The organism is Fictibacillus sp. b24 (genome assembly GCF_030348825.1).
Lineage (GTDB): Bacteria > Bacillota > Bacilli > Bacillales > Fictibacillaceae > Fictibacillus.
Window position 1 is genome coordinate 2,589,219 of sequence record NZ_JAUCES010000005.1, and the last position, 12,633, is coordinate 2,601,851.

The following is a 12,633-nucleotide window of genomic DNA, read 5'->3' on the forward strand; positions in this document are numbered from 1 at the left end:
CCAAGAGTTTTTATTACTTTGACTTATATTTAAAAACAATGGCTCTTTCTCCTCCAAATTATCGATATATACATTGAAAACGCACAGCAGGAATGAACCAGCTGTGCGATTATTATCAATTTTTATTATTTTATTTTTACGCGTTTTTTCTTTGGTAACTTATCCAAGAGCCAGCCTCTGCCTACTTCACAAAAACGAATTGGCATTTCAAGGGTTGCCAGTATCTTATCCTTTCCGTGGATGGTGAGTAGTCCTGTTTCTTCGTTAACATGGTCGACTACCGCATTCTCCGTTCCAGAGAGCGGGAACGCCCATTTGTTGTTACCAGAGTCTTTGATTTTGATCATTCTTCCGTCACAAGATACTTTGTGGCAATGTGGAGGCAAGCCTAACGTAATTTTGTTCATTGCATTTCTTTCCTCCCTTTCCGGATTTGTTTCATTGTAACAGATATAGTGCGTGTCTGACTGCTTATTTTTTAAATTTTTTGACTATTTAACACATTTGAAATAAACCTTCAAATAATTAGGAGGACAAGCTAGGGCATTTGCCATTTCGGGCTTTATTATACGAGCATATACTACATTAATGAAGAGTAAGGGGGGATTTTTCAGTGGTAAAATGGACTATGTTTTATCATTCGAGCGCCATTTCAATTGGAGCAATTTCCAGTTATTTATTCGGAACGCCGAATATGCTGTTTAAAACACTTGTTCTTTTTGTCGTATTAGACTATTTAACAGGTATAGCTGCATCTGCATATGAAGGAAAGCTGAATAGCAAAGTTGGCTTTAAAGGTATTCTTAAAAAAATTATGATCTTCGCGATTGTCGCAATCGCCCATTCGCTCGACCAATTACTAGGCGGTTACTTTATTCAGTCCGCAACCATCTTTTTTTATTTATCCAATGAATTGTTGTCTATGATTGAAAATGCAGGCAGGTTGAATGTTCCAATACCGCCGTTCATAAAAAATGCCGTTTCTCTGTTAAAACAGAAAAGCGGCACTAATAACAAAAAATGATTAAATTAATTGGAATAAAACTGTGAGATCTTTTTAGCAATCTCTTGTGCATTGATCTGGTACTCCCCAGCGTCAATGCGCTTTTTTATATCTAAAAGTTTCTTTTCTCTTATGTTTAACTGAGCATTTTCATGCAGCACTTTAGCTTCATTAGATATGTATAGTTCGTCTTTAGCAAATGATGGTGGCTTAACAGAAGGCTGCTGATAAGGCTTATTCACATCATATTTTCGTTGAACGGGTTGCTGTCCATCAATTCTCATGATTTCACCTCTTCTGCAAAATTAATCGTACCGAGCCATTTCCATTGATCATCATAATCCAGGTTGTCCAACAATCTGCAAAACAACTCCTGGCCAGATGTATCCCATTTTACTTCGAACTCATTTCCGTTTTCTTTATCCTTACAAAAAGAATGAATCCACTGTGAAGTAAACAAGTAAGGCGTAAACTGTTCAAAGTCTAATAGATGTTTCTCTAACCATTGAATGACATCATCATTTGTAAGTTTCTGCATCAATAGAATCGTCCTTTGTTTGTGGTCGTCTTTACCTGTGCTTATACATTTCGGACCTGCCCTATTCTTTATGGGTATAGCCGAAAAATATTTCACAGAAAATTCTTACCTCTTGATGTTTTTTCTTAATAGTCAATCTTTGTAGCTCTTGAAAGGGTTGATTTACGTTTCAGATGCTCCCTTTCCGCGGGGCAGGCGGTGAGCCACATTCGTACGTTTCACTCTTAAGTGTCTCACCTGCCCGCCTGTCCCGCAGGAGTCTCGCATCCTACACTCCAATCAACTTGTCAGTGAAGGGGATAATAAAAAATTATATAAAACAATACATGTAAAAAGAGAAAAAGAACTTTCAAAATACAGGTGTTGTTTCACTAGTGGCTCACTGGAGTTGCACTTCAATCCACTCACCAAAAAGTGTTTTTTATAAGTAATAAAGAAGCCGATATAGAAATCTTCCCTATCAACTCTCCCTTTCAAACATCTTTCCTTCCTTAGAATCTTGTATAAGGTCTATAATAGAATAGAAGAAATACATAACAGTAGGTGTTTTCATGAAAATAACGTTTTCCTCGCTTCAGTGGATGGTTTTTATCCTTGCAGGCAGTTTAGTTGCCCCGATTGCCATTGGAGATGCTTTTGGAATGACACAGGCAGAAACTGCGGATTTGCTGCAGCGCTCTTTTTTAATTATTGGTGTGTCTGCTATTCTACAAGTCTTGTTTGGCCACAAATTACCAATTAACGAAGGACCAGCAGGGTTATGGTGGGGAGTATTTACTGTTTATGCAGGTATTGTGGCATCTGGTGCATTAACTGCTTCAGACGGTTTACAGCAGTTAACTGCCGGCATGCTGATCAGCGGCGTTCTGTTCTTTTTACTCGGTGCGTTTCGCATCATTAACTCAATTAGAGCTCTTTTCACTCCTTTAGTTACTGGAACTTACTTAATATTGCTTGTCTCTCAGCTAAGTGGTTCTTTTATTAAAGGGATGCTAGGGATCGGCTATCTTCAGGAAAACGCGGATGCCAAAGTGGCCATTGCCTCTTTATTTATCTTAGTATTGTCTATCGTTCTAGGAAAATCACGTGTGAAATGGCTTAGAAGTTATTCTATTCTTATTTCATTAATACTTGGATGGGGACTTTTCAAACTATTAAACTTAACGAAGGAAACCGTGCATTCTAACGAAATTTTTGCATTACCAGAATTATTAGCATGGGGTATACCTCAGTTATCAGCAGGAACGGTTCTGACTTCACTTTTCGTCGGAATGCTCTTACTTACGAACATGGTGGCAAGCATTAATGTTGTTGAGAAGGCGTATGAATCAGAAAATCAAGATTACAAACACATCAATTACAACCGTTCATCTATCATGATGGGTCTTAACACATGGATAGCAGGCTTGTTTTCAGCTGTTGCAAGTGTACCAATCTCAGGTGCATCCGGATTTATATTAACGACTAAAATGTTCAGCCGGTTGGCGTTTATTATGGGAAATGCACTTATTATTTTAATCAGCTTTTTCCCCCCGCTCACTTTTTTCTTTGCTGGTATTCCGGCTCCAGTGGGATACGCAACGATATTTCTCCCCTTTTCCAGCATGATCGGGTTAGCGTTTAAAGAATATAAGAACGCATTAAAGTCAGAAACAAATTTATTTATTATCAGTACTTCACTGATGGTTGGAATCGGAAGTCTCTTCATTCCAGCTGCCGCCTTAAAAGAATGGCCAAATATAATCGTAACCCTTTTGAGCAATGGTCTGATAATGGGTATGCTTACATGTATGGCACTCGAACAATTTTTCAAAAGAAAAAAATTACGTCCAAATCAATAAAAGAAATAAGGGCCCCTTATCTAGTTAAAGGGCCCTTATCTATTACCTGCTGCTTTTCTGTGAAATGGGAAGTTCAGCGTAAAATTTTTGGACGGCTTCTGCTAATTCTTTTCCATGATCATACATCATTAAATGAGTTGTATTAGGAATCAGAACTGTTTTGCTGTACGGCAATCCTTTAGACGCTTTCTCAATAAAGCGCATCGACTTTTCTAGATGATTTTCTTTTTCAGCCGGCAAAAATAAGACTGGGCATTCTGTTTTTTCGTACCAAGTTAAGAAATCAACATAGTAAATTTCAGAGATGATATTCTTGATTGTTTTCTCTGTTGTAATCCCACCAACTGTGCCGTTTTCTTTTACACGCGGTTCAAAATGGTTTACATAATTAGCTCTTGCCTCATTCCAAGGCTCCCAGTTGTTACGGTAATATTGCTTAAAAGCATCTACCGATTCATAATCAGGATCAAACTGACCTTCAAATTTAGCAAGATGTTCTTCCAGTGACTCTTCATAAAGTCCACCTTCACCTGTATCATTAATCATGGCGCCATCTATATTTACCAGTGATAGCACTCGTACTCTGCGCATAGCTGCATAATACAAACCAACCATACAGCCATACGAACTTCCAACAAGATGAACTTTATCCAATCTAAAATGATTGATAACACTTTCTAAATCGTTTGCTGTGTCTTCAAATGTGTAGCCATTATCTGGTTGTCCAGATTGCCCATGCCCCCTCAAATCATACGTCAGCACCCTATATTTATCTGTAAAGTACTTGATAACAGGTTCCCACGCCTGTGCGATACCTCCTAAATAATGAACAAATACGATTGTTTCACCACTTCCACCGTGATCATAAGCTGTAATTTTTGTTCCGTCTTGTGAGGTTAACACGTGTTTTTCAGCCTTAAACACCTACCTTATCTCCTCTTTCATGCGCCTCTGCAAATTTGGTTTATCACGTTTGTCGATTTCCACCAATTTGTTTCTTATATCTTTCTCCATGTCTCGTTCAAAAAAAGTAGCGAATTTACTCAAATAAGCAATGCTATCTGCAATCTCTTTTCCAATATCTTCTGCGATCTCATGTTTAGCTCTTACAAATGCTTCTTCTTTCTCCACGCCGTCCTCTACCAAAGAATAAACGGTGTTCAACATTTTTCTAAGTTCTTCAGCAATTTCAGCGATTTCGGTCGTTAAGAGCATATGATTCAGCAAAAGAGATTCTGTGCTTTTGTCTGCACATTCCTGACTGATCTCCCAGCCCTTTCTCAATTGAAACTTCTCTAACTCTTTTTGGATGTTTATCATAAATTTGTTTCCTCCGTTTTACAGCATCACTTCTACAAAATTCTACTCTATTTTCTGATATCCTTTCTATTTGCATAAGAAACTGCTATACTTTTCACAAAATCTGGAGGTGCGTATGGAACACAAAACAGCTGACCGACCGAACTGGAAAAGAGTCAAAGATCGTCATTTCGAAGTTACACATAAAAAGAATTCTTGTTTCAAAGGAAAAGTAACAGTCATTCATCTTAAACAAGTTTCTGAACCGCTTGTTGTTCATTACAAAGATCATGATGTTTGTATTGCCGATAATGGATACACTTGGCTTCAACATTTTCCTGAAGGTGAAAAATATACAATCACAACCGTCCTGGATTCCTACGGTAAAGTCGTGCAATTTTACATTGACATGTGCATGGATCATGGAGTGAATGAAGATGGAATACCGTGGTTTGATGATCTTTACCTGGATATTGTGATCCTTCCTGACAAAGAGCTCTTTTTACTTGATGACAATGAATTGATGGAAGCTTTCGACAAAGGCGATATCAATGACAAGGACATGAAACTAGCGCATGAAACAGCACAAAAAATCATCTCAAAGTATAAAAATGGAGAGTTCGAACACCTCGAAACATGCATAGAGCACGCTGAGGAATGGTATCGCGAGAAGAGGTTTGTTTAGTATGTAGGGTTGTTAGAAGTTGATTGGAGCGGAAGGATGCGAGACTCCTGCGGGACAGGCCGTCAGGTGAGACTCAGTATCCTCTAGTTTTTTATATTTTGGTAACATTTGTTGCTCTTGAAAGTGGTTGATTTTCGCTCCAGGATGCTCGCTTTACGCGGGGCAGTGGTGAGCCCTTTGCCGCTTTGTGCCCATAAAAAATGTTAGTTTGCATTCCAATCGACTGCATTCTTAATTAATTCATCTACAAACTTCTCTTTAATTTCTTGATATTTATGCGTATCATCAGGAAACTGCTTTGCCAATACTTTTTTTAGATCTCCGTATTTTTTTGCATCCTCTGGATTATTGTTTAAATAATCTTTAAATGATAGATGTGCGTCAATGTTTTTATTTCCAAGTTGAAAGATATGAATGTGATGAGACCTTTTAAGTTTACCTTTTGTAAAATATCTTCTTCCTGTTATTCCGTGTTCATTCCTTGGTTCATATCCTAAACACAACATTTCATCATTGAACAAATTTACTTTTTCAATATCTTTCACAACGATTAAGATATCTATAATTGGTTTTGCATAGCCTACTGAAGGTATTGATGTACTACCTATATGATAAATCTCAATCAGCTCATCTTTAAAAACTGCTTTGAGTTTATTTTCTTCTTCTAAATACATTTTTTCCCATTTTTCTGTCCATGGAAGTATTTCTGTCTTTCTCATCAGCACTTACTCCTCCCGCAAGTATGTTCATCTCATTAAAACAAGTAATTTATTCCACAATCTTGCTACGTTTGTTGAATAAGGCACATTTTTACACCTTATTATTAATTCGTTTAACCGTCCTTTAATCCTTTTTCGTCAAAATTGGTAAGTCTAAAGGAATTCACTTACCATTTTGCAGCGTGACAATAACTATTGTCATCTTGCAAAACCTATGCGAATTGGGGTGCTACAACGGAACTGAAAATCCAATAAACTTGATGAAAGAACAAAAATAAGCAAGCTAATTCATATGCGAATTAGCTTGCTATTTACATTACTTTTTTCTGTTTTGTACTCCAAAGAGAATTCGTTAGATACTCCCTCTAGTTTTATTATTTACTTAACAGATTGATTCTTTTCTAAGAAACGCAGTGCATCTTCAACTTCGTCTAGAACTTGCGACCCTATAATTCCTTCTTCCTCATCTAAATAAGTAACCTGGAAATATCCACTTTCACCTTGTGGTACATATCTCATTCTAACCATTTCACGCTGCTGATCTTCTTCTCTCCAAAACTCTAATTCTTGTTCAGGATTATTCATCAATTTGTCTATCTGATCATTATTCATCTGTAAGACACCTCTAGCTTACGCTGTTTAATTTTGTATATTCATTTTTACCCTAAAATAAAACCTATAAACCATTTGCAGTTTCCGACATTTCCTGGGGAATATTGTCTATGTCTGTTATTGCATGTATTGAGAGGTACTGACCCATTTTGTCAAAACGTCTTCTGTACTCAATATTTCTGCAAATTCATTATGAAGATGGGAAATGGCAGATTCATGAACGTCTTGAGCCGAAAATTTACGCCCGTTATAAGAAACGGTCGCAAAAGCAGCTGTTGCATCATGTATAAAAGAAACACCAAATCCATAGTTCGCTGCCATTCTTGCCGTAGTAGAAACACAATGATTGGTTGTCAAACCTACAATAATCACTTGTTCAATTTCTTTCTTCTTTAATTCTTCTTTTAAATCTGTTCCAATAAAAGCGCTGTTCACACTTTTTATAAAAAGTGGTTCGTTCTCTTTAGTCTCAAAACCTGTTTTCAGCTGATAACCTAATTTTGTTGGATGAAGTGGAGACGTCTCGTTTTCCGATCGGTGCTGCACATGAATGACAGGTAGTTTTGCCTTCCTGAATGCATCTAGTAAAATAAGCATATTTCCTTCTGCAGTTAGATTATTGCGCTCTCCCCAAAAATCAGCATCATCAAATCCCTTTTGAACATCAATGATAAGCAAGCACGCTTTTTTCACGGTACAGACTCCTTTAATCAATATAGGCTCTCTTACTAAATTACTTTTTCGATCAAGTTTTTAATTTTCCTTCCGTAATATTGAGGAATTGATTTTCATATTTTGGAAGTAGTATAGACGAGCCATCCGAATGGAGGGGACCTTTTGAGTGATTTTATGTTGTCAATTATTCATTTCATCGTACTTGGCATCAGTCTGGCAGTGCCTATCGGACCCATAAAACTCGAGATGATCAGACGGGGATTTAATGGAGGTTTCTGGCCGTCATGGCTTGTTGGGTTAGGAGCAGTTAGTGCTGATTTTATATTCATGTTAGTAGTCTTTTTGGGCCTTTCTCCATTTCTGCAATATAAACCGGTTCAGCTGACTATGCTTTCTATAGGCATTGTGATGCTTAGTTATCTCGGCACCACTACCATGAAAAACGCTTTTTCAGCAAAAGTCTTGCCTCATATCAATAACAATATTAGTAACAAAAATCCTTTTTGGACAGGGTTCATAATCGCTCTTATGAATCCTTATAATTTTATGTTTTGGTTTGGTGTGTATGGTGGCGCACTTCAAAGCATCCCTTCTTCATCAGGAAAATTGGTAAAGATAGGACTAAGCTTTTGTATATTAGCAGGCATTATCCTATGGAACCTAAACGTCGCTTTTACCGTGCACTTCTTCCGTTCCCTTGTCAATGAAAACACAATAAAATGGGTTACATGTGTTGCTGGCGCAGGCTTAATCGGGTTTTCAGGTTTCCTCATATATAAATTACTTTCTTAGACATAACAAAAGGCGCTAACATCCTAGAGTCAGCGCCTTTTAAAGAAATCGTCTTATTTATCGTATTTGTCTTTGTCTAACTGTCTTTCTTCTTCAAGGTCCAACTCTTCTTCATATTCTTCGTGATTTCGGTTGTGGATAACACTTCTTTCATTTCCAGTAATGTCTGTAGCCACAAAGCTTTCATACTCTTCTACATAACCGTCATCATCATCTGAGTCTTCATACATTTCGTTGTAATCCCTTTTATCAGGATCTGTAAAATCTGATGGTGTTTCACTTGTTCCATACTTTGCAACAGCTTGCCATGTATCTTCTGCATCAAAGAAAGTAGCGTCTTTACCGTCATTGCTTCTTCTTTTATAATCAGGTCCAGAAACAGCTTCTTCTACAGGTCGATCATCTGATGATTTTTGACCAGGACTGTGCTCTTTACAATAAAGTGTGGAAGGAACGGCTTCTAAACGTTCTTTAATAATGTCTTGTCCACAAGTTTTACAAACTCCGTAATCCCCTTCATCGATGCTCTTTAACGCCGCATCGATGTCTTCCAATTCTTTTTCATGCAGATCATTTAAAGCGATATCTTTTTCTTTTTCAAATAACTCAGTTCCTAAATCTCCTGGGTGGTTATCGTAATTAGACAGTTCACCTGTTGATTCTTTCGGAAATTCTGTATCGTTTCCAAAAGAGTCGTTTCTTTCTCGCATTTCTTTTATTTCATCTTTTCGTGATAATAAAATTTGTTTAAAATGGTCCATTTCTTGTGTAGTTAATGACATGTTTTAAGCTCCCTTCCTACATCCGTATACCATTTCATACCCGTTTTTCTTAATAATTATCCATCCCGTGTATTTTGCACCATTCCTACTCATGCTATACTTAGAAACAGACATAAACTCTCCCGTTTAAAACCCTCATTCATAAACCTCATAAAGTCTTTTTCTTTTCTAAAATGATATGGAATAACTTTTAAAAAGCCACCTCTTGATCCTTTCTACCTAGTTTTCAGCAAAAAATGTAAAAAAGTGTTGAAAAATTGCTTTTTTTCCAAGTTTTTGTAAGGTATGCTATTAGTATGTTTTTAAAAGTAATAGTAAGAAAGGCGGGTGAACATGAAAATTTGTGATCATTTTGAAAGACGTTTATTAAAGAACTATATAGTCGGATCAACCGCTGCCGTTCTAGGTGTTGGAGGCGTCTTTCTATTTACTACTCTCCGTTTTTCAACGTATGAATTTTTTATCTTATGCGGAATACTTGTTTCTTCAAGCATCGTAATGTTCTCGTTGGAATATGTATTTTTCCGAAGACACATTTCCGTTTTCCGAAATTATTTTTCTAAAAAACATCCGGGGTTGCAACTTGCTGAGAAAGCATATTTTCATGCTCATCATTTTCCTATAAGAACGGTTAAACGCATACTTGGACCGCACTTATTCGGATTATCTGTTCCTGCTATCTGCCTAACAGCTTTAGCCATTTATTTTGATTACTTATCGCTTCCCTACTATTACATATATCTCGCTTCACTCGGAGCCATTTTAATAGCAGGCATGCACGCAATTATTGAATTCTTTTTAACAACAAAAGCTGTTCAGCCTGTTTTGCGGAACATTCAAGAACGAACACTGAAAGATCATGGAAAGATCCTTTCTTTAGCAACTTCCAGACACATATCTATTCAGCGTAAGATTCAATGGAGTACGCTGTTTATTGGAACATTCCCGCTTCTATTGTTTGCACTTGCCAATCAGGTTCGTTTGTATAATCAAACTGCTCCTATAAATGAATCGTATTGGACTTGGGCTTTCTTTGTTTTATTAATTGGTATTTCCTTTGCGATCTATGGGGCTTATCTCTTATTTAAAGATATTCAGCAGCCTATGAACGAACTTCAAGCTGGAATGTATGAGGTCCGAACAGGAAATTCAAATGCCAAAGTTGCCGACCTGTATTCGGATGAATTTTCAAGGCTTATCAAAGGATTCAACCATATGGCACAAGCGATTCAATCACGTGAATACGAAAATAAACAGCTATTAGAAAGCTTTTTTGCTACAATGGCAGCAACCCTCGACGCCCGCGATCCTTATACAGCAGGTCATAGCCTTCGTGTTGCTGATTATGCGATGAAAATCGGCCAGATGGCTGGACTGCCATTTCAGCAGTTAATACAGCTGCGAAAAGCAGCACTGCTTCACGATATCGGAAAGATTGGCATCCCAGACGTAGTATTGTTAAAAGAGGAAACATTAACACCAGAAGAATTCGAACGCATTAAAAAACACCCTGTAATAGGCGCAGATATTCTTGCTCAAGTTCAGCCATATGAGGCGATGCAACCATTATTACCAGGGGTGCGGTACCATCATGAACGCTATGATGGCAAAGGCTATCCTGAACAATTAAGCGGAGAAGACATTCCAATCTTCGGACGGATTATTGCGGTTGCAGATGCTTATGATGCAATGACTTCTGACAGACCTTACCGCAAAGGAATGACTCATGAAAAAGCGTTAGCCATTTTGGAAGATGGAAAAGGAACGCAGTGGGATCCTTATTTAACACATCTCTTTGTAGAAGACATGAAGCTAAAATCGATTTCTTAGCCAGGAGGTTTTAACTTGAATTCATACGATCATTTCCCCCTCATTGAAACAGAACGACTTCGGCTCAGACCTGTTCTTGAGTCTGATGCGAAGGAAATCTTTGAAACGTTCTCCGATGGGGATGCCCTTCAATACTATGGTATGGAACCATTAAAGACTGAAGATGAAGCACTTGAGCTGATTGCAGCATTTGAAAAGGGATTTACAACGGGCAGCGCGATTCGTTGGGGTATTGTAAGGAAAGAAGAAGACAAACTGATTGGCACATGCGGTTTTCATAATTGGAGCAAGTCTGACCGCCGAACAGAACTAGGATATGAACTTGGCCGCAAGTATTGGCACAATGGCTTTATGAATGAAGCGTTAAAGGCCATTCTGCATTACGGCTTTAATGGGATGGAATTTAACAGAATTGCAGCTGTTATCAGACCAGAAAATTCATCTTCCCGCGCACTTGTAAAAAAGCTCGGATTCCATGAAGAAGCGCTTTTAAAAGAGCACCAAAGAGCGGGCGATCAATTTTATGATATGTACATCTATTCATTGTTAAAGAAGAACGCTCAACTATCTAACTGATCGTTAATACAAGAACTGGATTTATTAAGATTCAGTTTTCGTATGTATGTAGAAACATTTTTAGTTTTAGCAATAGAACGGTTTCCATGAAGTGGCTCACCGCACTCCCCCCAGGAAAGCGATCATCCTGTAACGGAGATCAACCACTTCCATATACATATTTTTAAATGCTGACTTGCTAGAGTGATTCCCTTTAAAAAGTCTTCCATGTTAGTTGATAGGAGTGCAAGGTGCGAGACTCCTGGGGGATTAGCGGGACAGGTGAGACACCTAACAGCGCAGAGCGCTAGGTGGCTCACCGCACGCCCCCCGGAAAGCGAGCATCCTGTAACGGAGATCAACCACTTCCACCTACAAAGATAATCCCTTCTCTTTTTATTCCTCTCTTCATGTTTCAAAATACTATTCTAGAGGTATGAAAAGGAAAAAGGAGGTATTTCACATGGAACAAAAAGAAACGTTCTTTGTAACAGCAAAAGGCGACATTCAGCCCCTGCCTACTGATGATCACGTTCACTATTTTGAAATACAAGCAACCTATGACGAAAAGCAGCAGCTGGAGCACCTGTTCACACAGATGCATGCAAACAATAAACAGGAAGGCTTGGATATCTTCTCACCAAAACGGCATTTTTCCGAGTCCCATGCTGAATACCATCGTGGAAAAGACAGCAAACTGGTATATGAATTATTTAGATACATCTACTTGTTAGGTACAGAAAAAACAAAGCGAGATGTTGAAGAGATGAATGTTTTGCCTGAATTATATGAAGCAAGTCACTCAACAATTGAAAAAGTAAAATAGCACCGGATTTCTTCTCCGGTGCTTTTCCTATCTTAACTTATTCCCACTCTATCGATCCATCCACTTTCACCCAAAAACGTACAATACCTAAATCGTCTAACGCGTGCTTAATTTTTTCCGCTTTTTCACGGTATAACGGCGTATCTGGGTTTGCGAGCACCAATGTTTTGGCGGGATTTTTCTCGTGACTGCTCAGCAGGTTTATAAACTGCGAACAAAAATCATCTCTATTTTCACTTTTCGAAACTTCTTCTAACTCTGATAAGTTGCCTTGAGCTGCAATTAACAGTGTATGATATTCATTTGCTGCCGCTAAATCTACGCCTGGTATGTCACCCATTCTTCCTGTTTCATATCCTTCACGTTTTAAATAAGCTTTCACTGCCGATATCACTTCTGATTTATTCATAACAAATGCCTCTGCACTTATAAATGGATGGTTTTGTAAAGCCAAAATCATCACTCCTTTTCATCTA

The 12,633-nt window shown here is 38.0% G+C and carries 17 protein-coding genes; 7 read left to right on the forward strand and 10 right to left on the reverse strand.

Annotation, left to right across the window (positions count from 1 at the left end; translation table 11 throughout):
• Window positions 1-125 precede the first annotated feature (125 nt).
• Window positions 126-407, reverse strand: a complete 282-nt coding sequence (locus tag QUF49_RS13360; RefSeq protein ID WP_289496112.1) for a hypothetical protein — start codon at window positions 405-407, stop codon at window positions 126-128.
• Between the two features lie 206 nt (window positions 408-613).
• Here QUF49_RS13360 and QUF49_RS13365 point away from each other — a divergent pair, with 206 nt between their 5' ends.
• Window positions 614-1,024: a phage holin family protein gene (locus tag QUF49_RS13365; protein WP_289496113.1), complete on the forward strand. Its 411-nt coding sequence runs from the start codon at window positions 614-616 to the stop codon at window positions 1,022-1,024.
• 5 nt (window positions 1,025-1,029) lie between these two features.
• On the opposite strand, the gene QUF49_RS13370 is transcribed toward QUF49_RS13365, so the two are convergent.
• Complete coding sequence (locus tag QUF49_RS13370; RefSeq protein WP_289496114.1) at window positions 1,030-1,287, reverse strand: flagellar biosynthesis anti-sigma factor FlgM; 258 nt, start codon at window positions 1,285-1,287, stop codon at window positions 1,030-1,032.
• Window positions 1,284-1,541 carry a hypothetical protein gene (locus QUF49_RS13375; RefSeq protein WP_289496116.1) on the reverse strand — a complete coding sequence of 86 codons (258 nt, stop codon included), beginning with the start codon at window positions 1,539-1,541 and terminating at the stop codon, window positions 1,284-1,286. Before QUF49_RS13375 ends, QUF49_RS13370 begins: the two co-directional genes overlap by 4 nt.
• Window positions 1,542-2,092: 551 nt before the next feature.
• Between QUF49_RS13375 and QUF49_RS13380 the strand changes: the two genes are divergently transcribed.
• Entirely contained in the window at window positions 2,093-3,382 is a 1,290-nt protein-coding gene (locus tag QUF49_RS13380; protein ID WP_289496118.1) for a purine/pyrimidine permease, read from the forward strand.
• Between the two features lie 42 nt (window positions 3,383-3,424).
• Here the strand turns inward: QUF49_RS13380 and QUF49_RS13385 are convergent, their stop codons facing one another.
• Both QUF49_RS13385 and QUF49_RS13390 read right to left on the reverse strand, forming a co-directional pair.
• A complete protein-coding gene (locus tag QUF49_RS13385) occupies window positions 3,425-4,306 on the reverse strand; it encodes an alpha/beta fold hydrolase (protein WP_289496120.1) in 882 nt (293 codons plus the stop codon).
• Complete coding sequence (locus QUF49_RS13390; RefSeq protein WP_289496122.1) at window positions 4,307-4,702, reverse strand: hypothetical protein; 396 nt, start codon at window positions 4,700-4,702, stop codon at window positions 4,307-4,309.
• A gap of 115 nt (window positions 4,703-4,817) precedes the next feature.
• Here QUF49_RS13390 and QUF49_RS13395 point away from each other — a divergent pair, with 115 nt between their 5' ends.
• A complete protein-coding gene (locus QUF49_RS13395; protein WP_289496125.1) occupies window positions 4,818-5,366 on the forward strand; it encodes a DUF402 domain-containing protein in 549 nt (182 codons plus the stop codon).
• A 203-nt stretch (window positions 5,367-5,569) separates the two neighbouring features.
• Here QUF49_RS13395 and QUF49_RS13400 read toward each other — a convergent pair whose 3' ends face one another.
• The 3 genes from QUF49_RS13400 to QUF49_RS13410 form a co-directional block, all read right to left on the reverse strand.
• A complete protein-coding gene (locus QUF49_RS13400) occupies window positions 5,570-6,085 on the reverse strand; it encodes a GrpB family protein (protein WP_289496126.1) in 516 nt (171 codons plus the stop codon).
• 378 nt (window positions 6,086-6,463) lie between these two features.
• A complete protein-coding gene (locus tag QUF49_RS13405) occupies window positions 6,464-6,697 on the reverse strand; it encodes a hypothetical protein (protein WP_289496127.1) in 234 nt (77 codons plus the stop codon).
• A 117-nt stretch (window positions 6,698-6,814) separates the two neighbouring features.
• The gene (locus QUF49_RS13410) at window positions 6,815-7,390 is read right to left on the reverse strand and encodes an isochorismatase family protein (RefSeq protein WP_289496128.1); all 576 of its coding nucleotides are present in this window, start codon (window positions 7,388-7,390) and stop codon (window positions 6,815-6,817) included.
• A 144-nt stretch (window positions 7,391-7,534) separates the two neighbouring features.
• Here QUF49_RS13410 and QUF49_RS13415 point away from each other — a divergent pair, with 144 nt between their 5' ends.
• Complete coding sequence (locus QUF49_RS13415; protein ID WP_289496129.1) at window positions 7,535-8,164, forward strand: LysE family transporter; 630 nt, start codon at window positions 7,535-7,537, stop codon at window positions 8,162-8,164.
• A gap of 53 nt (window positions 8,165-8,217) precedes the next feature.
• Here QUF49_RS13415 and QUF49_RS13420 read toward each other — a convergent pair whose 3' ends face one another.
• Window positions 8,218-8,946, reverse strand: a complete 729-nt coding sequence (locus QUF49_RS13420; RefSeq protein ID WP_289496130.1) for a TraR/DksA C4-type zinc finger protein — start codon at window positions 8,944-8,946, stop codon at window positions 8,218-8,220.
• Between the two features lie 333 nt (window positions 8,947-9,279).
• On the opposite strand from QUF49_RS13420, the gene QUF49_RS13425 reads away from it, so the two are divergent.
• From QUF49_RS13425 to QUF49_RS13435, 3 genes are all read left to right on the forward strand, one after another.
• Window positions 9,280-10,776 (forward strand): HD domain-containing phosphohydrolase, encoded by a 1,497-nt coding sequence (locus QUF49_RS13425; protein ID WP_289496131.1) that lies wholly within the window; start codon window positions 9,280-9,282, stop codon window positions 10,774-10,776.
• Between the two features lie 15 nt (window positions 10,777-10,791).
• The gene (locus QUF49_RS13430; protein ID WP_289496132.1) at window positions 10,792-11,352 is read left to right on the forward strand and encodes a GNAT family N-acetyltransferase; all 561 of its coding nucleotides are present in this window, start codon (window positions 10,792-10,794) and stop codon (window positions 11,350-11,352) included.
• Between the two features lie 442 nt (window positions 11,353-11,794).
• Window positions 11,795-12,157 carry a hypothetical protein gene (locus QUF49_RS13435; protein ID WP_289496134.1) on the forward strand — a complete coding sequence of 121 codons (363 nt, stop codon included), beginning with the start codon at window positions 11,795-11,797 and terminating at the stop codon, window positions 12,155-12,157.
• A 37-nt stretch (window positions 12,158-12,194) separates the two neighbouring features.
• Here QUF49_RS13435 and QUF49_RS13440 read toward each other — a convergent pair whose 3' ends face one another.
• Window positions 12,195-12,611 carry a hypothetical protein gene (locus tag QUF49_RS13440; RefSeq protein WP_289496135.1) on the reverse strand — a complete coding sequence of 139 codons (417 nt, stop codon included), beginning with the start codon at window positions 12,609-12,611 and terminating at the stop codon, window positions 12,195-12,197.
• Window positions 12,612-12,633 lie beyond the last annotated feature (22 nt).